Source organism: Ideonella sp. B508-1 (genome assembly GCF_000333615.1).
GTDB lineage: Bacteria > Pseudomonadota > Gammaproteobacteria > Burkholderiales > Burkholderiaceae_C > Ideonella.
This window is the reverse complement of record NZ_BADL01000106.1, coordinates 19,613-40,780: the sequence shown is the minus strand read 5'-3', so window position 1 is coordinate 40,780 and position 21,168 is coordinate 19,613. Positions and strand designations below refer to the sequence as shown.

The window sequence follows — 21,168 nt, the reverse complement described above, 5'->3', positions numbered from 1 at the left end:
GGCGGCATGTGGGTGGTGCGTCTGCGTGCGCCCTTCGATCGTGCGCAGTCCCTTAGCCCCGCGTCGGACACCCTGCGCGAGGCGACCCACGCCTAGATGGAAACGCTGTTCGACCGCGCCATCCGCCAGCCCCTGCCGGCCGATGGTGGTGGTCGCCTGCGTCCGCGCGGCAAGGCCGCCAAGGCCGGCAAGGCCTGAAGCGTCGCCATGTCCCGCCCTGCGCACCCGCTCCATGTCCTGCGTCTGCTGCCCCGGCTGCTGCTGCAGGCCGGCGTACGGGGCTACCGCCTGCTGCTGAGCCCCTGGCTGGGCAACCAGTGCCGTTTCGAGCCCACCTGCTCGCGCTATGCGCTCGAGGCGCTGGAGCGCCACGGCGCTGCGGCCGGCAGCTACCTGGCGGCGGTGCGCATCGCGCGCTGCGCGCCCTGGTGCACCGGCGGCTGCGATCACGTGCCCGTCGAGCGCCCCCGCTTGTTCCGGCATCTGCTGCCTGGCGCCACCGTCCCGGTGGCCTCTTCCGGGGCCGTCAACCCGACTGACACGACCGCGTCAGTCGAGCCGGCCACCATCGTTCCCCTGACTTCTTCCAGGCCATCCTCATGACCGATATGCGCCGCACCCTGCTGTGGGTGGTGTTCACCATGTCGCTCGTCCTGCTGTGGGACGCGTGGAGCCGCCACAACGGCCAGCCCACCCTGTTCGGTGGCCCGGTGCCGGCGGCCTCCGCGGCGGCGTCCGGCAACGACGGCGTACCCTCGGCGGCGGCCACGGGCGCCGCGCCGGCCGTGGCGGGCGCCTCGGCCCCCGCGCCCGTCCAGAGCGAGACCTTCACCGTCCACACCGATGTGATGACGGCCACCTTTGACACCTTGGGCGGCACCATCCGCCGGGTGGCTCTGAACAAGTACAAGAGCGATGTGGATCCCCAGCAGCCCATGCTGGTGCTGGACGAGACGGGCCACCGCTATGAAGCTCAGACCGGCTACATCAGCGCCGCGGCCACGCCGCTGCCCACCCACCTGACGCTGATGAGCGCGGTGCCGGGCGAGCGCGATCTGAAGGATGGCCAGGACACCCTGACCGTGCGCTTCGAATCGCCCGAGGTGGGTGGCGCCAAGCTGGTCAAGACCTACACCTTCCACCGCGGCCAGTACACCGTGGATGTGAAGCACGCCCTCACCAACGTCGGCACCACCCCGCTGCAGCCTCAGCTCTACCTGCAGCTGCAGCGCGACGACAAGGCCCCGGGCGTCACCTCGTCCTTCTACAGCACCTTCACCGGCCCGGCCGTCTACACCAACGAGAAGCACTACGAGAAGGTCAAGTTCGAGGCCATCGCCAAGCACCAGCCGGGTGATTCGCCGCTGCATGTGCAGAAGGCCAACGACGGCTGGATTGCCATGGTCCAGCACTACTTCGCCACCGCCTGGCTGGTGAAGGACGGCTCGCCGCGCGAATTCCGCACCACCAAGATCGGTCCGGACCTCTTCACCGTGGCCCTGGTGCAGCCGCTGGCCGCCGTGGCACCGGGCGCCACCGAAACCAGCGACGCCACTCTGTTCGTCGGCCCGCAGGAAGAGAAGAAGCTCGCCACCCTGGCCCCGGGCCTGGAACTGGTGAAGGACTACGGCTGGTTCAAGGTGCTGGCCGAGCCCCTGTTCTGGGTGCTGGACCACATCCACAAGCTCATCGGCAACTGGGGCTGGTCCATCATCCTGCTGGTGGTGCTGCTCAAGGCCGCCTTCTACTGGCTCAATGCCAACGCCTACAAGTCGATGGCCAAGATGAAGGCGGTCAACCCGCGCATCATGGAACTGCGCGAGCGCCTGAAGGACAAGCCGCAGGAGATGCAGCAGGAGATGATGCGCATCTACCGCGAGGAGAAGGTCAACCCGCTGGGTGGCTGCCTGCCGATCTTCATCCAGATGCCCTTCTTCATGGCGCTGTACTGGGTGCTGATGTCCACCGTCGAGATGCGCGGCGCGCCCTGGATCGGCTGGATCACCGACCTGTCGGCCAAGGACCCGCTGTTCATCCTGCCGGTGCTGATGACCATGTCCAGCCTGCTGCAGGTCTGGCTCTCGCCCAAGCAGGCCGACCCCATGCAGCAGAAGATGATGTGGATCATGCCGCTGGCCTTCAGCTTCATGTTCTTCTTCTTCCCGTCCGGCCTGGTGCTGTACTGGCTGACGAACAACCTGCTGTCCATCGCCCAGCAGTACGTCATCAACAAGCGCATGGGCGTGCTCTGACGCCCGCCTGAGCGGGTTCTGTCTGGAATCCGCTCGAAAGAACGCCCCGGCGGACGTCACGTCCCCGGGGCGTCGTGGTTTTTACGAATAGAAACACCCCTGCCGGCGCCCGATATCACGGGGGCGGGGGTGAACCACACGTTCTTGTCACGTGGGGTTCGTGCACAGGGTGACGCGGGAGCCGGTGACGGCGAGCGCGGCCCGCCCCCCGCGCCAACACCGCCTGGCGGGCTGCCCGACAATGCAGGCATGTTGCTGCTCGGTCGCCACCAGGATCCCATCGTCGCCATCGCCACCGCCCCCGGGCGCGGGGCAGTGGGCATCGTCCGCGTCTCCGGGCCGGACCTGAAACCCCTGGCCCAGGCCCTGCTGGGCCAGGTGCCGACGCCGCGCCATGCGCTGTACGGCCCCTTCCGCGAGGCCGACGGCGCCCTGATCGACCATGGCCTGGCGCTCTACTTTCCGGCCCCGCACAGCTACACCGGCGAGGACGTGCTGGAGCTGCAGGCCCATGGCGGCCCGGTGGTGCTGCAGCTGCTGCTGGCCCGTTGCCTGGGCGCAGGTGCCGCGCTGGGCTGGCCGTTGCGCCTGGCCGAGCCGGGCGAGTTCACCCAGCGCGCCTTTCTGAACGACAAGCTGGACCTGGCCCAGGCCGAGGCGGTGGCCGATTTGATCGATGCCAGCACCGAGGCCGCCGCGCGCAGCGCCACCCGCTCGCTGGCCGGGGCCTTCTCGCAGGAGATCGAGGCCCTGGCCGAGCGCATCGTCACCCTGCGCATGCTGGTGGAGGCCACGCTGGACTTCCCCGAGGAAGAGATCGACTTTCTGGAGAAAGCCGATGCGCGCGGCAAGCTGCGCGCCATCCAGGCCGCGGTGGACGCCGTGCTGGGCCGGGCCCGCCAGGGCGCGCTGCTGCGCGAGGGCCTGCGGGTGGTGTTGGCCGGCCAGCCCAATGTGGGCAAGAGCTCGCTGCTCAACGCCCTGGCCGGCGCCGAGCTGGCCATCGTCACGCCCATTGCCGGCACCACGCGCGACCGGGTCAGCGAGACGATCCAGATCGAGGGCGTGCCCATCCACATCACCGACACCGCCGGCCTGCGCGAGGACGCGGCCGCCAGCGACGAGGTGGAACGCATCGGCATGGCGCGCAGCTGGGAATCCATCGCCAGCGCCGACGCGGTGCTCTTCCTGCACGACCTGACCCGCCTGCGCGACGCCGATTACCAGGCCGCCGATGCGCTGATCGCCCAGAAGCTGCAGGGCGTGGATCCGGCGCGCCGGATCCAGGTCTTCAACAAGGCCGACAGCGGCAGCCAGGCGCTGGCCGACCACCCCGAAGGCGAGACGGCCATCGTCATCTCCGCCCGCACCGGCCAGGGCCTGGACGCGCTGCGCCAGCTGCTGCTGCAGCGTGCCGGCTGGCAGGCCGCGCCCGAGGGCGTCTACATCGCCCGCACCCGCCATGTGCAGGCCCTGCGCGAAGCGGCCGAGCACCTGGCGCTGGCGGCCGCGCACGCCGACCAGGCCGATGCCGCGCTGGACCTGCTGGCCGAAGAGCTGCGCCTGGCGCACGAGGCCCTGCAGCAGATCACCGGCCGCTTCAGCGCCGACGATCTGCTGGGCGAAATCTTCAGCCGCTTCTGCATCGGAAAATAGAGTGAGTTCCTGAGAGGTCTATCAACGTCCGAGAGACGGCCATAAGCCCGCGTAGCAGCGGGCTTTTTTGTTCCTAAGAGGTTTCGCCAGACCTCAAAAGAGCCGACACTTGTTGAGTCCAAGAGTGAGTCCAAGAGGCCATTCTTGGACTTTTGCTTGCGCTACATGGACACAGGTGAGGCAGACATGGCACTGACAGACGCAGCCCTCAAGGCATTGAAGCCCAGGGAGAAGACCTACACGGTGGCCGATGACCGTGGGCTTTATGTGGAGGTCTTCCCCACCGGGGGCATGGTGTGGCGCTACCGCTACCGCTTGAACGGCAAGCAGGAGAAGCTGACCCTCGGCAAGTACCCGGCACTGACGCTGAAAAACGCACGCCTCAAGCGAGATGAGGCCGCGCAACTAGTGGTGCTCGGCACGTCCCCTGCAGATCAAAAGCAGCGTGCCAAGGCGGCGGCGGACAGTCAGGCAACGGTGGCCGAGTTCGGGGAGCGGTTCTTTCGGGAGATCGTTGCCAAGGATCGGAAGGACTTGACCATTCCGCGCCGGTACTTTGACAAGGCCATCGTCCCCGCCATTGGTGCCAAGCCCGTCAGTGAAGTGACCACCGAGGATGTGCGGGCTATCGTTTGGAAAAAGAAGGACGAAGGCTTTGATGCGGCTGCGGGCCAAATTCGTGGCGTGCTGAAGCGTCTTTTTGACTTCGCCATGACGGCGGGCCTGGTCGCAAATAACCCGGTTCTGGCGCTGCCCATGCGCCATGTGCACAAGGCCAAGCCACGGGAGCGAGCCCTATCTCCCGATGAAATCCGGGCCTTTCTGCAGGCAGCCTTTGAATCCAACATTCGGCGCCAGTTCAAGATCGGCCTGCATCTGATTCTGCTGACGATGGTGCGGAAGTCTGAACTGCTGCTGGCACGCTGGCGGGATGTGCACCTAGAGCAAGCCGAATGGCACATCCCCGTAGAAAACAGCAAAACGGGAAAGCCTCACATCGTCTATCTGTCGAGGCAGGCTATCGTGCTATTCGAGGAACTGAAGAAGCTGGCCAGCGGCAGCGAATTGGTGATGCCGGGGCGCTCCAGCCTGAGCAAGCCATTTGCCCATAACGCCATCAACTCGGCGCTGAAAACGGCACTGCAGGGGCAAGCCGTCCCTGCCTTCACGGTGCACGATCTGCGGCGCACAGCCTCCACGCTGCTGCACGAGAACGGATGGCCGTCAGATGTGGTGGAAAAAGCGATGAATCACACCATTGGCGGCGTGCGCGGGGTCTACAACCGGGCCGAATACGAGCCCCAACGGCGCGAGATGCTGCAGTTTTGGGCTGACTTTATTGAGCAGCTTCTGACCAACACCACGGCGGAGGTCGCTGGAAAGGTGCTTTTGGGGCGATTTCGACGGGTGGCTTGAGCGAGTTTGGGGTGTAGGGGTGTAAGGCGAATGCCCCTGCCAAGATCGCCTTCCTACTTAATGACGAGCGGCAAAGACAACCTAACTACGCCGACCCCATTACCAGCGCCAGCACTGCGTGCACATTGCACACTGACAAGGCGACCAGGAGCCCCCTCAGACCGGGGTGAATGAGATCCTGACCAGCGGCTACGCCCACATCATGCAAGGGGCTGGTTCACTGCGAGAACAGGTAGTTTCCTATGGCGCCGAGAGGGCAGCAGGACCGGACCAGCAGCCCCATCTCTCCAGTCTACAGACGTTCTGTGCTGTTCTTATACGTTCAGCAGCGGCCATAATCGAAAGACCTTGACGGACAAAGAAAACAATCTGTTCGGAAGAGCAGTACTTCTGTTGCCCAGAAAGGGGAAAGTCCTCAACGCCTGGAACGCGATGAGGACTCTCAAGAGTAGCGCCGGGGCGCTTTGTCAACTTTGAACGGTAGACAAGTGCGAGCGTACACCAATGCGCCGAATTTGGCGAATGGTTGGGTGCGTGTGCCCGGCGCGTGTACACATCTCACGCAAAGGAAACCATGCCTCCATCTCTCCAAACCGCGCTGATCATCCTCAGGCGTAAACAAGCGGAAGCCGCGTCCGGCTACTCCCGCTCCACGATCTACCTTCGCATCTCCCAGGGCTTGTGGACCAAGCCCATTTCACTCGGCGCACGCGCAGTCGGATGGCCTGCCGGCGAAGTCGAAGCGCTCAACGCTGCGCGCATCGCGGGCAAGACTGAGGCCGAAATCCGCGCCCTGGTAACCAGGCTGCACGCCAGCCGCGGCAACGCACTGGCGGAGGTCTAAAACATGCTAAACGAAGCACACGGCGCCGAGGCGCCGGGCTTGGTCACGCCTGCACAGACCGAATCTGACGGGAATTACACGGCTCATGCTGCGTGGCAGATCCACTCAGTTGCATGGGGGGAGGCGTCGTCATGAGGAGGTTCATTCACGAGCGTTTGCCAGATCCGCAGGCGTTCTTCGAGGCTGAGGGGCTGAGTCTCAAGGGGCCAGGCGGGTGGAAGACCACTCGCTGCAACTTCCACGGTGGCAGCGACTCTATGCGCGTCAACACCGAGACAGGCGCCTTCAAGTGCATGAATTGCGGCGTGCATGGCAGTGATGTGCTGGCGTATCACATGCAGGCCCACGCTGCCGACTTCATGGAGGCCGCCGAGGCTTTGGGCGCCACTGTGGAAGACGGCACGCGGGCAGCGCCAGCCCGCCGAACCACACTCTCGGCATCGGCTGCTTTGACACTTCTTCAGTCTGAGGCATGGCTGATCGCCTGCACTGCCCTGGCTACCGCCGAGGCGGTGCCAGACGCGGATGACCGGCTGCGCCTGATCGAAGCCGCCCGAACCATTCAGAACATCATGTTGGAGGTGAACTCATGAGTGCACTTCCAAAGCCCGATTGGGCCAAGCTGGATGCCGACCGCGCCAAAGTGCTGGCTGCCCGCCAAGACGCTGGTCCACCGCCTACGCCAGGCGTGCGGCTGCTGCGTGGTGATGCGGTGACGCTAGAAGCTGTGCAGTGGGCGTGGCCTGGCTTCTTGCCTGCTGGGATGCTGACGCTACTGGGCGGTGCGCCGGGCTGTGGCAAGACCACGATTGCACTGGACCTGGCCGCGACCATCACCATGGCAGGCACCTGGCCTGATGGCACACGCTGTCGCCAGGCCGGAGATGTGATGGTGTGGAGCGGTGAAGACCCGGCCCCGGTGACGGCGGCACGTCTGGTGGCATCTGGGGCCGACATGCGCAGGGTGCACTTCATCGACGGGCTGACTGGCTGCGAAGGGGAAGGCTTCGACCCCGGAAGACACATGGATCTGCTGGAGTCCACGGCCTGCAAACTGGCGGCGCCCCGGCTGCTGATCCTTGACCCCATCGTGTCTGCCGTGACGGGTGACGGGCACAAGTCCAACGATGTGCGGCGCTCGCTGCAGCCGGTGGTGGACCTGGCACACCGCCTAGGGTGCGCGGTGCTGGGCATAACGCACTTCAGCAAGGGCACGGGAGGACGTGATCCGGTGGAGCGCATCACCGGCAGCTTGGCTTTCGCAGCGCTGGCCCGCTTGGTCTTGGTGGCAGCAAAGGTCAAGCAAGAGGACGGCGATGAGTCGCGCCGTGTGCTGGTGCGTGCCAAGTCAAACATTGGCCCCGACGATGGCGGCTTCGCATATGGCCTGGAGCGCGTGGAGGTGGCGCCGGAAGTGGAAGGGCAGCGGGTACGCTGGCTGGAGCCGCTTAAGGGCACGGCGCGCGAGGTGCTGGCCGAGGCCGAAGCCGATGCAGGCGACGAGGAAGAGACCGCGCTTGACGAGGCGTGCGCGTTTCTCCGCAGCGAACTGAGACTTGGGCCAAAACCTGCCAAATATCTCTTGAGCGAAGCCCGCAATGCAGGCCATTCGGAACGCACGCTCAAGCGCGCCAAGCAGCGGTTAGGGATCGAGTCTCGGAAGGAGGCTACTGCCTGGCTTTGGGGCATGACTGACGATGTACAGGGCTGGGACTGCCAAGGGTCAAAGAGTGCCAAGGGTGCCAAGGAATCAGTTCCAGAAATCCCTGGCACTGTTGGCCCTCTTGGCCCGCTTGACGAAGATAGCGAGGTGTTCTGATGGGTGCGCTCGACCTATTGGAATACCTGCGCGCTACGGGCTTTGCTTTGGCATTGACCACCGATGGCGGCATCAAGGTGTCACCCGCCAGTGCTTTGGCCGAGGACGTGAGGCAGGCCATCCGTGCACACAGGCAGTCACTGCTGGCGCTGTTGGATGCCGAAGAGGAGGCCACGAAAGGTGCCCAATCCGAAGTTCAGGAGCCCGACCCGCCAGGAATGGCGGCACGCTTTGAGCGCCTGGTGATGTTCGGGTGGGATGAGGCGCAGGCCCGAGCATTGGCCGAGCGGCTGAATAGCGATGCCTCAATGGGCGATGACCGGGTGGCATGTGCAGCGGACTGCCTGCATTACTGCCCAGGACATTGTGCGAACCATCGGAGGGCTGGATTGACTGACCCTGCGGTGGGGAGCGACTTGGCTAGCCTACCGCAGCGCTGTCCCGGCTTCTTAGCTGTGAGGTGACGGGGGGCGCACTGAGAGCAGAGGGGTGTGCGCCTGAGCCCGAAGTGGGTGCACGCATCCTCTGTCTACATTGCACGACCATGAAGACCGGTACGCAGTTCAGGTGCGCAGTACGCAGCGGAAGCCTGTGCAACGGACGGCGGCCCTACGAGCATCGGCCGGGTGGTGACGGGACTTTTTAGAGTCCAAGTTTGAGTCCAAGCTCGGCTGTTGGAAATTAGGTCCCTTTTCCTATCAATGGTTTAGTGATGAAAGTTCCTTTCTGCATCGGCAAGTGAAGAGACAGGCGCCAAAGGCGGTCTTCTGTCATATTTTCGACGCGATCAGGTGCCTATCTTTCGAAAAGCTGTCATTTTTCTAACTTGAAACTGACGTAGTCGCCCGCGGGGGCCACTTTGTATCTAAGATGTTTCTCCCCGCAGTACCTTATCAAGACAAGAAGGCTCGCAACCGCCTGGGCCTTCTTGTCGCATGTCACGATGAATGCGATTCCGATTCCCATCGGCGAGGCCACGGATCCGGGCCCGCATGCCAAACCGGAGGGCGCCACGGCTCTTCAGTGGCCCTCCCTGCTCGCGCTGCTGCGGCACATGCGCACCAGTCCCGTGAATCTGGGTCGCATGGTCAGCGTGGGCCTGGCCTATGTCCGTGCCCGCGCCTTGAGGCCTGGGCTGGAGCAGCAGCTGCGCGGCAGCACCCTGCTCGGGGTCGTCCTGCAGCGTGGGACGGAGGCCTTCACCCCCCTGGTTCGTGAGCTGGCCGACCGCCGACTCTCCCTGAGCCGGCGTTTCGAGGTGTTCGCCCACAGCGTGCTGGGCACCGAGCAGATGCTGTCTGCAGCCGCCCTGCGCGAGCTTCACCAGGGGCGGCGCGTGGTGCTGCTCAGCCACGAGGACTGCCAGATCGACCTGGGCCCCAACGAGTACAGCATGGAGGAGGGGCTGTGGTCGGTGACCCTGCGCGGCGCCCAGGGCGTGCGCCTGTCCTCGGTGAGTTTCAGTGTCCTGCCAGGCCAACGGCTCATGCTCGGCTGCGTGCAAGGGCCCAAGCTGTCGGAGGCCCTGGCGCTCGATGAAATCCGACGGGCCACACATGCCTTCCATGGCCTGCGTCCGCCGCATGTCGTGCTGGCCGTCCTGAAGGTGCTGGCCCGCTTGGCCGGACAGCAGCTGTTGGGGGTGGACCTGCATGTCAAGGCCCGGTTGCGCCGTCGCCTGCTGCGCTCAAGCTACCACTTCGACTACCGTGCCTTCTGGGGCGAGCAGGGGGGCACCCTGAACGCGGACGGCCATTGGGTGCTGCCGCTGGATGATGGCGGGCAGCGCCTTTTGTCCGAGGTGCCGTCCAAGAAGCGCAGCATGTATCGGCGCCGCAATGAATTGCTGGCGAGTCTGCCCCTGCGCCTGCAACCCCATCTGGCACCGTCCCTGAGTCTCGCGCTGGAGCGGGCCGCGGCCTGACGTCTCCACGGCCGCGCCGCGTCGCAGGCACGCACAATCGGTCCCTCTTTCCGAGGGACGCGGTGTCGACATGAGCCTGAGGCCGGGGACTTCCCCCAGCACCTTCCACGCCTCGCTGCAACTGCTGCTGACGCGGCGTTTCGGCACCTTCTGGCTGGCCAGCCTGCTGTCCAACATCGGCACCTGGGCCCAGCAGGTGGCGCAACCCTGGCTGCTGCTGTCGCTGGGCGCCTCGCCCTGGCTGCTGGGGCTGGATTCCTTCGCCCTGGGCGGGCCGGGCCTGCTGCTGACCCTGGTGGGTGGCGTGCTGGCCGACCGGGCCGACCGCCGGCGTCTGATCGCCGTGCTGCAGTCCATCCAGATGCTGTGCCCGCTGCTGATCGTGGGGCTGCTGCTGCATGGGTCCATCCAGCCCTGGATCATCGTGGCGCTCTCGCTGGTGGTGGGGGTGACGGACGCGCTGTCCATGCCCTCCTTCCAGACCATCGTCTCGACCCTGGTCGATCGCCGGCAACTGCCCACCGGCATCGCCCTCAACACCACGCAGTTCAACCTCTCGCGCATCCTGGGGCCCTCGCTGGCCGGGGTGCTGATGGCCAGCATCGGCGCGGTGGGGGCCTTTGCGGTCAGTGCCGCGTCCTACCTGCCCTTCATCGCGGTGGCGCTGTGGATCCTGCCGCGGGCCACGGTGCGGGCGGTGGCGCCGGCCGAGGGCGGCGGGGATGGCCAGCTGCTGGCCGGTGCGCGTGCGGTGCTGGCCCAGCCGGCCCTGCGCGGTGCGGTGCTCACCGTGCTGGTGGGCAGCCTGTTGTGCAGCACGCTGCTGACCTTCTGCCCGGTGCTGGTCAAGACGGTGTTCCAGGCCGATGTGGCGCAGTTCAGCCTGACGGTCAGCGCCTTCGGCGTGGGCGGGCTGCTGGGCGGCCTGCTGTTGATGGCGGTGGATCCGGCGCGCGACCGCCGGCCGCTGGCCTCCTGGGCCGCCAGCGGCTTCGCGGCGGTGGTGCTGCTGTCGGCCCTTGAACCCCTGGGCCGGGGCGCTGCCCCTGCTGTTCGTGGCCGGCGGGCTGGCGATGACGGTGGCCAATGCCTCGGCCAATGCCTGGCTGCAGTCCCAGGCGCCGACCGCCATCCGGGGCCAGACGGTCAGCCTGTTCATGCTGGCCATGCGCGGCGGCACGGCGCTGGGCGGCCTGCTCACCGGCCTGACGGTCAGCGCCTGGGGCGTGCGCGAGGCGCTGGCCCTGAACGGTCTGCTGGCGCTGCTGGCCGTGGCGATGGTGCGCCGGGGCTGGCTGCGTGCCGGCATGCCGCAGGCCGCGGCCTGAGCGTGCGCCGTGCGGCGCGTGGGCCCGGCACGATGGACAGACGGCACCCGTGGGCGGACAGACGTGTGCCCGCCCTCCAGCCAGGGGATTGGCCCGCGAGGGGGCGCCTCGCATAATCGGCGCACCGTTGCCACCACGGGGAGACAGTCGTGGGGCGCGGCTTCTTCACTTCCTGGGACAAGGCCATGTCAATCGAGCAGTTGGTCGAAGCCACCGCGTCGCTGAACGCACCGGACGCCTTTCGCCCCCGTTTTGATGCCAAGCGCTGGGCGCAGTTCGGCAGCTATCTGCAGCAGCACAAGCTGCGCGCCGGCGACATGCTGGTGCGCTTCCACGACCAGGACCGCAACATGTACCTGCTCGAGAGCGGGAACCTGCAGGTCTATGTGCCCGACACCGGCAGCCCCGCCCCCCAGCGCCGCCCGGTGGCCATCCTGCGGCCCGGCTCGGTGGTGGGCGAGCCCAGCATGTTCGGCGACACCCCGCGCATGGCCCAGGTCGAGGCCATGTCGCCCGCCGTGGTGTGGGTGCTCACTCGCCCTCGGTTCGAGGAGCTGCTGGTCCGGGTGCCCGATCTGGGCATCGAGCTGCTGCGCGCCATCGGCGCGGTGATGGCCGAGCGCATGCGCGCCAACCTGGAGCGCGGTCAGCCCATCGTCTGACAGCGGCACCCTCCCTCGTCAGGCCCTCAGTGGCCTGAAAAATCCACCAGCGTGAACAGCGGCAGGCCCGCCTCGCGCAGGCGGTCCGAGCCGCCCAGCTCGGGCAGGTCGACGATGGCCGCGCCTTCCAGCACGGTGGCCCCCAGTTTCTCCAGCAGGCGCTTGCCCGCCATCATCGTGCCGCCGGTGGCGATCAGGTCGTCCACCAGCACCACCAGGTCGCCGGCCTTCACCGCGTCGGTGTGCAGCTCCACCGTGGCGCTGCCGTACTCCAGCTCGTAGGTTTCCTCCACCGTGGTGAAGGGCAGCTTGCCCTTTTTGCGGATGGGCACGAAGCCGATGCCCAGCTCATAGGCCAGCACCGAGCCGATGATGAAGCCGCGCGCGTCCAGGCCGGCGATGACATCGGGGCGCACATCGAAGTAGCGGTGCACGAACTGGTCGATCAGCACCCGGAAGACGCGCGGGTTCTGCAGCAGCGGCGTGATGTCGCGGAACTGCACCCCCGGCTCGGGCCAATCGGGCACGGTGCGGATGGTGCTGCGGATCAGCTCGGTGGGGCGGTCCAGCAGGGGGTCGGGGCGGGGCAGGGACATGGTGTTTGGTGCGCGCGCAGCGGCGCGCGAGGCCTGGGCGGGCCGGCATTGTGCCGCCAAGCGCCCTGCGGCCGTCAACCGTCGGGGGGGTGTGGCTCAACCGGTCAGCAGCCGGGCTTCTGCCAGAGCCAGGGCTTCCGGGCGCCCGGAGAGCACCAGCGTGTCCCCGGCGCTCAGCATGAAGTCGTCCTCGCCGGCGCGCACATGGCCGTCGGGGCCGCGCACCGACACCACGTGCACACCCAGTGCGTCCAGGGCGAGCAGACCCAGGGTGCGCCCCACACTGACGGCGCCGGGCGGCAGGCTGACGGTGCGCAGCCGGGGCTGCTGGGCCTCGCTGGCGGTGTCGTCATCGGCGCCATGGAAGTAGTCGCGCAGCAGGCCGTAGCGTTCGTAGCGGGCGTCCTGCACCAGGCGGATCACCCGGCGCAGCGGCACGCCCACCAGGGCCAGGGCCTGGGAGGCCAGCATCAGCGAGCCTTCCAGGGCCTCGGGCACCACCTCGGTGGCGCCGGCCGCGCGCAGCTTCTCCAGGTCGCTGTCGTCCAGGGTGCGCACCACCACCGGCACCTGGGCGGCATGCTGCTGCACCAGGTGCAGCACCTTCAGGGCCGAGGGGGTGTCGTGGTAGCTGATGACCACCGCGCTGGCCCGCGAGAGGCCGGCGGCCACCAGGCTGGTCAGCCGCGCGGCGTCGCCGAAGACCACGCTCTGCCCGGCGGCGGCGGCCTGGCGCACCCGGTCGGGGTCCAGGTCCAGCGCCATGTAGGGGATGTGTTCCTGTTCCAGCAGGCGCGCCAGGTTCTGGCCGCTGCGTCCGTAGCCGCAGATGATGACGTGGGCCTGGTTGCGGATGGCCTTCTTGGCGATGGCGGTCAGCTGCACCGACTGCATCAACCAGTCGCTGCTGGCCAGGCGCAGCACGATGCGGTCGCTGTAGAGAATGACGAAGGGCGTGGCCAGCATCGACAGCACCATGGAGGCCAGCACCGGGCTTTGCCAGCGCGGGTCGATCAGGCCGTGCTCGCCACCCAGGGTCAGCAGCACGAAGCCGAATTCGCCCGCCTGGGCCAGGTACAGGCCGGTGCGCAGGGCCACGCCGGGGGCAGCCCGGAAGCCGCGCGCCAGGGCGGCCACCAGGGCGGCCTTGGTCAGCACCGGCAGGGTGGTGAGCATCAGCACCAGCAGCCAGTGGTCCCAGACCGGGTGCCAGTCCAGCTTCATGCCGATGGTGATGAAGAACAGGCCCAGCAGCACGTCGTGGAAGGGCCGGATGTCGGCTTCCACCTGGTGCTTGTACTCGGTCTCGGCCACCAGCATGCCGGCCACGAAGGCGCCCAGGGCCAGCGAGAGCCCGAAGTGCTCGGTCAGCCAGGCCAGGCCCAGGGTGACCAGCAGCAGGTTGAGCATGAACAGCTCTTCGCTCTTGCGCCGGGCCACCAGGGTCAGCCACCAGCGCATGACCCGCTGTCCCCCCACCAGCAGCAGCGTCAGCAGGATGACGGCCTTGACCAGGGCGCTGCCCAGGGCGGTCACCAGGCCTTCGCCACCGCTGCCCAGGGCCGGGATGAGCACCAGCAGCGGCACGACGGCCAGATCCTGGAACAGCAGCACGCCCATGACCCGGCGGCCGTGCTCGCTCTCCAGCTCCAGCCGTTCGGCCATCAGCTTGACCACGATGGCGGTGGAGGACATGGCCATGGCCGCGCCCAGCACGAAGGCGCCCTGCCAGCCCAGGTCCCAGGGCAGGCCGAACCAAGAAGTGGCCGTGGTCAGCAGCAGATTGCCCAGCACAGCACCCAGCACGGTCAGCACCACCTGGGTCAGGCCCAGGCCGAACACCAGGGTGCGCATGCTCTTGAGCTTGGGAAGGTTGAACTCCAGCCCGATGGCGAACATCAGGAACACCACCCCGAACTCGGCCAGGTTGGCCATCGCGCTGGAGTCCTTGGCCACGGCCAGGGCATTGGGGCCGATCAGCACGCCCACGGCCAGATAGCCCAGCATCGGCGGGAGTTTGAGCAGGCGGCAGCCCACCACCCCCAGCACGGCGGCGATCAGGTACAGCAGGACGACTTCGAGCGTGGTGGCCATGGGTGGGGACAGGGGGCAGGGAGGTGGCCAAGCGGCGGGCGGATGGGGCGCCTAAAATGCGCTGCCCCATTCTGAATCAGACCTGTCACTTGAACGCACGAACTTCCTTTGAACCCGAGCGCGCCCTGCAGCTGGCGCGCGATGCCGTCACCGTCGAGGCCCAGGCCCTGCTGGCCATGCGCGACCGGCTGGGGGAAGCCTTCGTGCAGGCGGTGCAGGCCATGCTGGACAGCAGCCACCGCGTGGTGGTGATGGGCATGGGCAAGAGCGGCCATGTGGGCCGCAAGATCGCGGCCACCCTGGCCTCCACCGGCACGCCAGCCTTTTTCGTCCACCCGGGCGAGGCGGCGCACGGCGATCTGGGCATGGTGATGCCGGGCGACACCGTGATCGCCTTGTCCAATTCCGGCGAAAGCGGCGAGATCAACGCCATCCTGCCGGCCCTGCGTCGGCTGGGTGTGCGCCTGGTGGCCATGACCGGCAAGCCCGAGTCGACGCTGGCGCGCCACGCCGACATCGTGCTCGATGCCTCGGTCGGCCAGGAGGCCTGCCCGCTAAATCTGGCGCCCACCGCCAGCACCACGGTGCAGATCGCCCTGGGCGACGCGCTGGCCGTGGCCCTGCTGGATGCGCGCGGCTTCCGCGAAGAGGACTTCGCGGCCTCTCATCCGGGCGGTGCCCTGGGCCGCAAACTGCTGATGCATGTGCGTGACCTGATGCGCAGCGGCGACCAGGTGCCCCGCGTCGGCCCCGAAGCCAGCTTCGGCGAGACCATGCGCGAGATGTCGCGCACCGGCCTGGGCGCCACCGCCGTGGTCGAGGGCGACCGGGTGCTGGGCATCTTCACCGATGGCGATCTGCGCCGCCGCATCGAGGCGGGCGAGGAGCTGCGCACCCGCTGTGCGAAGGACCTGATGCATCCCTCGCCCAAGCTGATCCGGGCCGATGCGCTGGCCGTGGATGCGGCCGAACTGATGGAGCGCCACCGCATCACCAGCGTGCTGGTGGTCGAGGACGATGGCCGTCTGGTCGGCGCACTCAACAGCAACGACCTGATGCGTGCCAAGGTGATCTGACATGGTCCAGCCCGCCCTGCGTTTTCCGCCCGAGCTGCTGGTGCGCGCCCAGGGCGCGGGCCTGGGCGTCAAGGTCGCGCTGTTCGATGTGGATGGTGTGCTGACCGACGGCAGCGTGTTCATCGGCGAGCAGGGCGAGGTCTTCAAGGCCTTCTCCACCCTGGATGGCCACGGCCTGAAGCTGCTGGCCCAGGCGGGCATCGAGCCGGTCATCATCACCGGCCGGGATTCGGCGGCGGTGCGTCGCCGTGTGGCCGATCTGGGCCTGCGCCACGCGCTCTATGGCGTGAAGGACAAGCTGGCGGCGGCCACGCCGCTGCTGGCCTCGCTGGGGGCGGACTGGTCCGAGGTGGCCGCCATCGGCGACGACTGGCCCGATCTGCCGCTGCTGACGCGTGCGGCCTTCGCCTGTGCGCCGGCCAATGCCCATGCCGAGGTGAAGGCGGTGGCCCACCATGTCACGGCCGTGCCCGGTGGCCAGGGGGCGGCGCGCGAATTTTGCGACCTGCTGCTGATGGCCGCGGGGCGCTACGGCGAGCTGTTCCACGGCCACCTCCAGACGCTGGACGGTCGCTGACATGGCCGCACAGGGTCTGCTGCGAGGCAAGGCGGACGGCCGATGAGCGGCGAACTGCACCTGCCCGATCTGCCCGAGGTGCCGGTGAGCCTGGGCAAGGACCCCGGCGCCCCGTGTCGACCGCGGCTGGCCTGGCGCGCCCGCCTGGGCAGCCTGGCGGGCACCGCCCTGCCGCTGTTCACCATGGCCGTGCTGGCCGCCGGGACCTGGTGGCTGGTGAAGAACGCGCCCCAGGCCGAGACGGCGCATCCCCAGGGCCAGGTTCGCCATGTGCCCGATTACCAGGTGGAGCACTTCACGCTGGAGCGCTATGACGCCCAGGGGCGTCCGACCACCCGGATCGAGGGCGAGCATTCGCGCCACTACCCCGACACCGACGAGATCGAGATCGACACCGTCCACGTGCTGTTCTACCACCCGGATGGGCGGGTGACCCGGCCACCGCGCGCGAGGCCCTGGCTTCGGCGACGGCAGCAGGTGCAGCTAATGGGCGCGGCCCATGTGATCAGTACCGCACCTCGGGTGAAACGGTGACGATGCTGGGCGAGGAACTGACCGCCGAGCCCAAGCTGCGGCGGGTGTCCTCGGACAAGCCGGTGTCGGTGCGGCAGGGCAACACCGAAGTGCTTGCCGATGCCTTCAGCTATGAACAGGCCAGCGGCCTGCTCACGCTCAAGGGTCACACCCGCGCGGTGCTGATGCCGCGCGCGGCCAGCGCGGCCCAGCGCTGAACCCGGCACCAGAAAGCAAAATGCCCCGGCAAGCCGGGGCATTTTTCAGGGGCAGCGCAGGGCTGCCTGGGGATCAGTAGCCGCCGCGGCCGCCACCACCACCACCGCTGCGGCCACCGCCGCCGTAGGGGCTGCGACCACCGCCGCCGCCACCGTAGCCACCGCCGTTGCCACCACCGCCGTAGGGGCTGCGGCCACCGCCGCCGCCGCCACCGAAGCCACCGCGGCTGCCGCCGCCGCCGAAGCCGCCCGGACGCTCTTCACGGGGACGGGCTTCGTTGACCACGATGTTGCGGCCTTCCAGAGGCTGGCCGTTCATGCCGTTGATGGCGGCCTGGGCTTCGGCGTCCGAGCCCATTTCCACGAAGCCGAAGCCCTTGGAACGACCGGTTTCACGGTCCATCATCACCTTGGCAGAGGTGACGTTGCCGAACTCGGCGAACGCTTGTTGCAGGGAATCGTCGCGCACGCTGTATGCGAGGTTGCCGACGTAAAGCTTGTTTCCCATGGGGGAAGCTCCTTTCAATCACCAAGAGACCATGTGGAGCTTCAACCCAGCGTGAACCATCAAGCGAAGGTGCCGCGTCCAGACACAGCATTCATCACCCGTCTTGACAACGGGTTGCGAGGCATTATGAACACAAAAGATTCGGAAGAGTAAAGGGGTCAACTGCAATCTGTTGTTTTGAAGCTCCGATGAGCTGGGGGGGTGGATGGAATTCGGTGTCCAGGCCCGTCGGCCGAGAACTTCTCGCTGCGAAAAACCCACAGTCGTCCCCACAGTTGCCGCCAGAATCTACCGCATGGACCTGATCAAACCCCTGATTGCGCTGCTGGCGATCGTCAACCCGATCGGGGCGGTGCCGTTTTTCATCCACTTCACCCAGGGTCTGACCCCCCAGGAGCGGCGGCGCACGATCCGGGTCAGCTCGCTGACGGCCTTCGCGGTCATCGCCATCAGCGGCATCGCCGGCCTGAAGATCATCGCCTTCTTCGGCATCTCGGTGGCGTCCTTCCAGGTGGGGGGCGGCATGCTGCTGCTGGTGTCCTCGCTGAACATGCTCAACGCCCGCCCGGGCGAGAGCCGCCCCGGGGATGCGGACCAGGGGCGCGCCAAGGCCGAATCCGGGGCCTCGGTGGCGGTGGTGCCACTGGGCATCCCGCTGCTGACCGGTCCGGCCACCATCTCGACCATGGTGATCTACGCCGAGAAGACCCGCACCTTCTGGGAGCACGCGGTGCTGGTGGGTTATGGCGTGGTGATCGGCGCGGCCACCTTCCTGGCCTTTTCGGCTGCCGGCCGCATCGCCCGCGTGCTGGGTCAGACCGGCATCAACGTGATGGTGCGGCTGATGGGCCTGATCCTGGCGGCCATGGCGGTGGAACTGCTGGCCGACGGGCTGGGCGTGCTCTTCCCGGTGCTGGCCTCGCACGGGCGCTGAGCCGGCGCGGCGCCCGGGCTCAGGGGCCGCGCCAGACGGCCGCGGCGGCGTCGAACAGGGTGTCCAGTGCCGCGGCCCGGGACGGGTCGTGCTGCTCCGCCAGGGCGCCCAGCGACAGCGTGGTGTCCAGCCGGTGCTCGCGGGACACGGCCAGCCCGCCCACATGGGCCTCGCGCAGCGCCACCGCTTCCCGCGCCAGGCTCAGGCCGAAGCCGGCACGCACCAGGTCCAGCATCGAGGCCTCCTGGTCCACCCGGGCCACGGTGCTGCGGGGCCGCCCGCCGAAGACGGGCTGCAGCAGGGCGTGGTGCACCGATTCCCTGGGCGTGTCGATCCACGGCAGGGCCGCCAGGTCCTCCCAGCGCCGTCCCTCCAGCCGGCCCTGCCAGCCCCGAGGGGCCACCACCACGTAGCGCACCGGGGCCAGGGTCTGCACCCGCCAGCCTGGGCCCTCGGCCTCGCCCAGGAAGAAGCCCAGGTCCACCCGGCCGTCCTGCACCTCCCGCAGCACGCTGCCCGAGATGCCGTGGCGCAGTTCCGGGTGCAGCTGCGGCCCCCGTTCGCGCACCGCGCGCAGGAACTCGCCCAGCCGGATGGCCGGCGGGTCCAGGATGGTGCCCACCACCACCGGCACGGCCGGCGCCGGCTGGCCGTCCACCGGGGCCGCGCGGGCCAACTGGGCGAAGCGCTCGGCGGCATGCACCGTGTCGCGCGCGGCCGGCAGCAGGCGTTCGCCCTCGGCGCTCAGGCGCAGGCCGCGGCCGGTGCGCTCGGTCAGCACCTGGCCGATGCGGGCTTCCAGGGCGGAGAGCTGCATGGACAGGGCCGAGGGGCTGCAGTGCAGCGCATCGGCGGCACGGCCCAGGGTGCCATGATCGGCAATGGCCACCAGGGCCTGGAGCTGGCGCAGATCGGCACGCATGCGATTTCAGAAATCTTGAAATGAGAGCTGGGGCAGAAGTGTGCTCAGTCCCGGCAGCTTTGCCTAGAGTGCCCCATCAGGAGACAAGCCAAATTGAAATCAAACACCGCTTCCACGGCCCGCATGCCGGGCGCCGTCCAGGACTTCGATGTGGTCATCGTCGGTGCCGGCACCGCGGGCTGCCTGCTGGCCAACCGGTTGTCGGCCGACCCGACGTGCCGGGTGCTGCTGATCGAGGCGGGCGGCAAGGACGACTACCTCTGGATCCACATCCCGGTGGGCTACCTGTACTGCATCGGCAACCCGCGCACCGACTGGCTCTACCAGACCGACGCCGATCCGGGCCTCAACGGCCGGCGCCTGCGCTACCCGCGCGGCAAGGTGCTGGGCGGCTGCTCCAGCATCAACGGCATGATCTACATGCGCGGCCAGTCGCGCGACTACGACCGCTGGGCCGACGAGGTGGGCGATGCGGCCTGGCGCTGGGACGAATGTCTGCCCGCTTTCCTGGCCCATGAGGATCACTGGCGGGGCACCAGCGAGCACCACGCCGCGCCGGGCTTCGATCCCAAGGGCGGACGTGCCGGTGGCGAGTGGCGGGTCGAGCGCCAGCGCCTGTCCTGGAAGATCCTGGACGCCTTCTCTGCCGCCGCCCAGGAGGCCGGCCTGCCGGCCACCGAGGACTTCAACCGCGGCAACAACGAAGGCGTGGGTTATTTCGAGGTCAACCAGCGCAATGGCTGGCGCTGGAATGCGGCCAAGGCCTTCCTGAAGCCGGCCCTGCTGCGCGACCACCGCGACAACCTGCAGGTCTGGACCGGCGCCACCGTCAGCCGCCTGCTGATCGACCGCGACGCCGATGGCGCGCCGCGCGTCACCGGGGTGGAGGTGCTGCCGCTGGGCGGCGGTGCGCCACTGGTGGCGCGGGCCCGGCAGGAGGTGGTGATGGCCGCTGGCGCGGTGGGCACGCCGTCCATCCTGCAGCGCTCCGGCGTGGGCGATGGCGCCTTCCTGCATGGCCTGGGCATCACCCCCGTGCATGAGCTGCCCGGCGTGGGCGGCAATCTGCAGGACCATCTGCAGATCCGCGCGGTCTTCCAGGTCGATGGAGTGCCCACCCTCAACACGCTGGCCCAGACCTGGTGGGGCAAGGCCCGCATCGGCCTGGACTACGCGCTGCGCCGCCGCGGGCCGATGAGCATGGCGCCGTCGCAGCTGGGGGCCTTCACCCGCTCGTCGGAACGTTACGCCTGGCCGAATGTGCAGTACCACGTGCAGCCGCTGTCGCTGGAAGCCTTCGGCGAGCCCCTGCACAGCTTCAACGCCTTCACGGCCAGCGTCTGCAACCTCAACCCCAGCTCCCGCGGCCGCATCCAGATCACCTCGGCCGACCCGGAAGCGGCGCCGTCCATCCTGGCCAACTACCTCAGCACCGAGGAGGACCGCCAGGTCGCCGCCGACTCGCTGCGCCTGACCCGCCGCATCGCCGCCATGCCCGCGCTGGCGCCCTACCGGCCGCGGGAGGTCAAGCCCGGCGTCCAGTACCAGAGCGACGAGGACCTGGCCCGCCTGGCCGGGGACATCGGCACCACCATCTTCCATCCGGTGGGCACCTGCAAGATGGGGCGGTCGGACGACCCGCTGGCCGTGGTGGACAGCCGCCTGCGCGTGCGCGGCCTGCGGGGCCTGCGGGTGGCTGACGCGAGCGTCATGCCTTCCATCACCAGCGGCAACACCAACTCGCCCACGCTGATGATTGCCGAGCGGGCGGCCGGCTGGATCCGCCAGGACCGGGGTTAGCCCTGATGTGCCTCCCGTCCCCGCGCCAT

General features: G+C 67.9%; 21 protein-coding genes. 17 read left to right on the top strand and 4 right to left on the bottom strand.

Annotation, left to right across the window (positions count from 1 at the left end):
* Positions 1-207: 207 nt before the first annotated feature.
* From yidD to I73_RS04510, 11 genes are all read left to right on the top strand, one after another.
* Positions 208-603, top strand: a complete 396-nt coding sequence (yidD, locus tag I73_RS25915; RefSeq protein ID WP_022979529.1) for a membrane protein insertion efficiency factor YidD — start codon at positions 208-210, stop codon at positions 601-603.
* A complete protein-coding gene (gene yidC, locus I73_RS04555) occupies positions 600-2,252 on the top strand; it encodes a membrane protein insertase YidC (RefSeq protein ID WP_022979528.1) in 1,653 nt (550 codons plus the stop codon). The genes yidD and yidC overlap by 4 nt, the downstream gene beginning before the upstream one ends.
* A 255-nt stretch (positions 2,253-2,507) precedes the next feature.
* Entirely contained in the window at positions 2,508-3,908 is a 1,401-nt protein-coding gene (gene mnmE, locus I73_RS04550; RefSeq protein ID WP_026096306.1) for a tRNA uridine-5-carboxymethylaminomethyl(34) synthesis GTPase MnmE, read from the top strand.
* Between the two features lie 186 nt (positions 3,909-4,094).
* Positions 4,095-5,324 (top strand): site-specific integrase, encoded by a 1,230-nt coding sequence (locus I73_RS04545; protein ID WP_026096305.1) that lies wholly within the window; start codon positions 4,095-4,097, stop codon positions 5,322-5,324.
* 574 nt (positions 5,325-5,898) lie between these two features.
* Positions 5,899-6,168, top strand: a complete 270-nt coding sequence (locus I73_RS04540) for an AlpA family transcriptional regulator (protein ID WP_022979525.1) — start codon at positions 5,899-5,901, stop codon at positions 6,166-6,168.
* 131 nt (positions 6,169-6,299) lie between these two features.
* The gene (locus tag I73_RS04535) at positions 6,300-6,761 is read left to right on the top strand and encodes a CHC2 zinc finger domain-containing protein (protein ID WP_026096304.1); all 462 of its coding nucleotides are present in this window, start codon (positions 6,300-6,302) and stop codon (positions 6,759-6,761) included.
* Entirely contained in the window at positions 6,758-7,987 is a 1,230-nt protein-coding gene (locus tag I73_RS25910) for an AAA family ATPase (protein ID WP_083876541.1), read from the top strand. The genes I73_RS04535 and I73_RS25910 overlap by 4 nt, the downstream gene beginning before the upstream one ends.
* A complete protein-coding gene (locus I73_RS04525) occupies positions 7,987-8,451 on the top strand; it encodes a hypothetical protein (protein WP_026096303.1) in 465 nt (154 codons plus the stop codon). The genes I73_RS25910 and I73_RS04525 overlap by 1 nt, the downstream gene beginning before the upstream one ends.
* 479 nt (positions 8,452-8,930) lie before the next feature.
* Positions 8,931-9,911, top strand: coding sequence for a DUF535 family protein (locus I73_RS04520; RefSeq protein ID WP_022979524.1), 981 nt, complete (start codon positions 8,931-8,933; stop codon positions 9,909-9,911).
* Positions 9,912-9,981: 70 nt separating this feature from the next.
* The gene (locus I73_RS25905; protein ID WP_022979523.1) at positions 9,982-11,355 is read left to right on the top strand and encodes an MFS transporter; all 1,374 of its coding nucleotides are present in this window, start codon (positions 9,982-9,984) and stop codon (positions 11,353-11,355) included.
* A 69-nt stretch (positions 11,356-11,424) separates the two neighbouring features.
* A complete protein-coding gene (locus I73_RS04510) occupies positions 11,425-11,901 on the top strand; it encodes a Crp/Fnr family transcriptional regulator (RefSeq protein ID WP_040499541.1) in 477 nt (158 codons plus the stop codon).
* 26 nt (positions 11,902-11,927) lie between these two features.
* Here the strand turns inward: I73_RS04510 and I73_RS04505 are convergent, their stop codons facing one another.
* Together I73_RS04505 and I73_RS04500 are read right to left on the bottom strand one after the other, a co-directional pair.
* Positions 11,928-12,497: an adenine phosphoribosyltransferase gene (locus tag I73_RS04505; protein WP_022979521.1), complete on the bottom strand. Its 570-nt coding sequence runs from the start codon at positions 12,495-12,497 to the stop codon at positions 11,928-11,930.
* A gap of 96 nt (positions 12,498-12,593) precedes the next feature.
* The gene (locus I73_RS04500; protein WP_022979520.1) at positions 12,594-14,591 is read right to left on the bottom strand and encodes a cation:proton antiporter; all 1,998 of its coding nucleotides are present in this window, start codon (positions 14,589-14,591) and stop codon (positions 12,594-12,596) included.
* A 56-nt stretch (positions 14,592-14,647) separates the two neighbouring features.
* Here I73_RS04500 and I73_RS04495 point away from each other — a divergent pair, with 56 nt between their 5' ends.
* From I73_RS04495 to lptC (I73_RS04480), 4 genes are read left to right on the top strand one after another with little or no spacing between them, the layout of a single operon-like run.
* Complete coding sequence (locus I73_RS04495) at positions 14,648-15,667, top strand: KpsF/GutQ family sugar-phosphate isomerase (RefSeq protein WP_051049002.1); 1,020 nt, start codon at positions 14,648-14,650, stop codon at positions 15,665-15,667.
* A gap of 1 nt (position 15,668) precedes the next feature.
* Positions 15,669-16,244 carry an HAD family hydrolase gene (locus tag I73_RS04490; protein ID WP_022979518.1) on the top strand — a complete coding sequence of 192 codons (576 nt, stop codon included), beginning with the start codon at positions 15,669-15,671 and terminating at the stop codon, positions 16,242-16,244.
* A gap of 42 nt (positions 16,245-16,286) precedes the next feature.
* A complete protein-coding gene (gene lptC, locus I73_RS30695) occupies positions 16,287-16,778 on the top strand; it encodes an LPS export ABC transporter periplasmic protein LptC (protein ID WP_026096301.1) in 492 nt (163 codons plus the stop codon).
* A 2-nt stretch (positions 16,779-16,780) separates the two neighbouring features.
* Entirely contained in the window at positions 16,781-16,975 is a 195-nt protein-coding gene (gene lptC, locus I73_RS04480; RefSeq protein WP_026096300.1) for an LPS export ABC transporter periplasmic protein LptC, read from the top strand.
* 73 nt (positions 16,976-17,048) lie between these two features.
* Here the strand turns inward: lptC (I73_RS04480) and I73_RS04475 are convergent, their stop codons facing one another.
* Positions 17,049-17,483 (bottom strand): RNA-binding protein, encoded by a 435-nt coding sequence (locus I73_RS04475; RefSeq protein WP_022979517.1) that lies wholly within the window; start codon positions 17,481-17,483, stop codon positions 17,049-17,051.
* A 295-nt stretch (positions 17,484-17,778) separates the two neighbouring features.
* Between I73_RS04475 and I73_RS04470 the strand changes: the two genes are divergently transcribed.
* Positions 17,779-18,417, top strand: a complete 639-nt coding sequence (locus tag I73_RS04470; RefSeq protein WP_022979516.1) for a MarC family protein — start codon at positions 17,779-17,781, stop codon at positions 18,415-18,417.
* Positions 18,418-18,436: 19 nt separating this feature from the next.
* Here the strand turns inward: I73_RS04470 and I73_RS04465 are convergent, their stop codons facing one another.
* Positions 18,437-19,339: a LysR family transcriptional regulator gene (locus I73_RS04465; RefSeq protein ID WP_022979515.1), complete on the bottom strand. Its 903-nt coding sequence runs from the start codon at positions 19,337-19,339 to the stop codon at positions 18,437-18,439.
* Between the two features lie 123 nt (positions 19,340-19,462).
* Here I73_RS04465 and I73_RS04460 point away from each other — a divergent pair, with 123 nt between their 5' ends.
* Entirely contained in the window at positions 19,463-21,139 is a 1,677-nt protein-coding gene (locus I73_RS04460) for a GMC family oxidoreductase (RefSeq protein WP_022979514.1), read from the top strand.
* Positions 21,140-21,168: the final 29 nt, after the last annotated feature.

What these genes read in the sequence shown, in the direction of transcription:
- yidD (WP_022979529.1), top strand. Translation starts at nt 208, where the DNA reads ATGTCCCGCCCTGCGCACCCGCTCCATGTCCTGCGTCTGCTGCCCCGG.
- yidC (WP_022979528.1), top strand. Translation starts at nt 600, where the DNA reads ATGACCGATATGCGCCGCACCCTGCTGTGGGTGGTGTTCACCATGTCG.
- I73_RS04545 (WP_026096305.1), top strand. Translation starts at nt 4,095, where the DNA reads ATGGCACTGACAGACGCAGCCCTCAAGGCATTGAAGCCCAGGGAGAAG.
- I73_RS04540 (WP_022979525.1), top strand. Translation starts at nt 5,899, where the DNA reads ATGCCTCCATCTCTCCAAACCGCGCTGATCATCCTCAGGCGTAAACAA.
- I73_RS04535 (WP_026096304.1), top strand. Translation starts at nt 6,300, where the DNA reads ATGAGGAGGTTCATTCACGAGCGTTTGCCAGATCCGCAGGCGTTCTTC.
- I73_RS25910 (WP_083876541.1), top strand. Translation starts at nt 6,758, where the DNA reads ATGAGTGCACTTCCAAAGCCCGATTGGGCCAAGCTGGATGCCGACCGC.
- I73_RS04525 (WP_026096303.1), top strand. Translation starts at nt 7,987, where the DNA reads ATGGGTGCGCTCGACCTATTGGAATACCTGCGCGCTACGGGCTTTGCT.
- I73_RS04520 (WP_022979524.1), top strand. Translation starts at nt 8,931, where the DNA reads ATGAATGCGATTCCGATTCCCATCGGCGAGGCCACGGATCCGGGCCCG.
- I73_RS25905 (WP_022979523.1), top strand. Translation starts at nt 9,982, where the DNA reads ATGAGCCTGAGGCCGGGGACTTCCCCCAGCACCTTCCACGCCTCGCTG.
- I73_RS04510 (WP_040499541.1), top strand. Translation starts at nt 11,425, where the DNA reads ATGTCAATCGAGCAGTTGGTCGAAGCCACCGCGTCGCTGAACGCACCG.
- I73_RS04505 (WP_022979521.1), bottom strand. Translation starts at nt 12,497, where the DNA reads ATGTCCCTGCCCCGCCCCGACCCCCTGCTGGACCGCCCCACCGAGCTG.
- I73_RS04500 (WP_022979520.1), bottom strand. Translation starts at nt 14,591, where the DNA reads ATGGCCACCACGCTCGAAGTCGTCCTGCTGTACCTGATCGCCGCCGTG.
- I73_RS04495 (WP_051049002.1), top strand. Translation starts at nt 14,648, where the DNA reads ATGCGCTGCCCCATTCTGAATCAGACCTGTCACTTGAACGCACGAACT.
- I73_RS04490 (WP_022979518.1), top strand. Translation starts at nt 15,669, where the DNA reads ATGGTCCAGCCCGCCCTGCGTTTTCCGCCCGAGCTGCTGGTGCGCGCC.
- lptC (WP_026096301.1), top strand. Translation starts at nt 16,287, where the DNA reads ATGAGCGGCGAACTGCACCTGCCCGATCTGCCCGAGGTGCCGGTGAGC.
- lptC (WP_026096300.1), top strand. Translation starts at nt 16,781, where the DNA reads ATGCTGGGCGAGGAACTGACCGCCGAGCCCAAGCTGCGGCGGGTGTCC.
- I73_RS04475 (WP_022979517.1), bottom strand. Translation starts at nt 17,483, where the DNA reads ATGGGAAACAAGCTTTACGTCGGCAACCTCGCATACAGCGTGCGCGAC.
- I73_RS04470 (WP_022979516.1), top strand. Translation starts at nt 17,779, where the DNA reads ATGGACCTGATCAAACCCCTGATTGCGCTGCTGGCGATCGTCAACCCG.
- I73_RS04465 (WP_022979515.1), bottom strand. Translation starts at nt 19,339, where the DNA reads ATGCGTGCCGATCTGCGCCAGCTCCAGGCCCTGGTGGCCATTGCCGAT.
- I73_RS04460 (WP_022979514.1), top strand. Translation starts at nt 19,463, where the DNA reads ATGCCGGGCGCCGTCCAGGACTTCGATGTGGTCATCGTCGGTGCCGGC.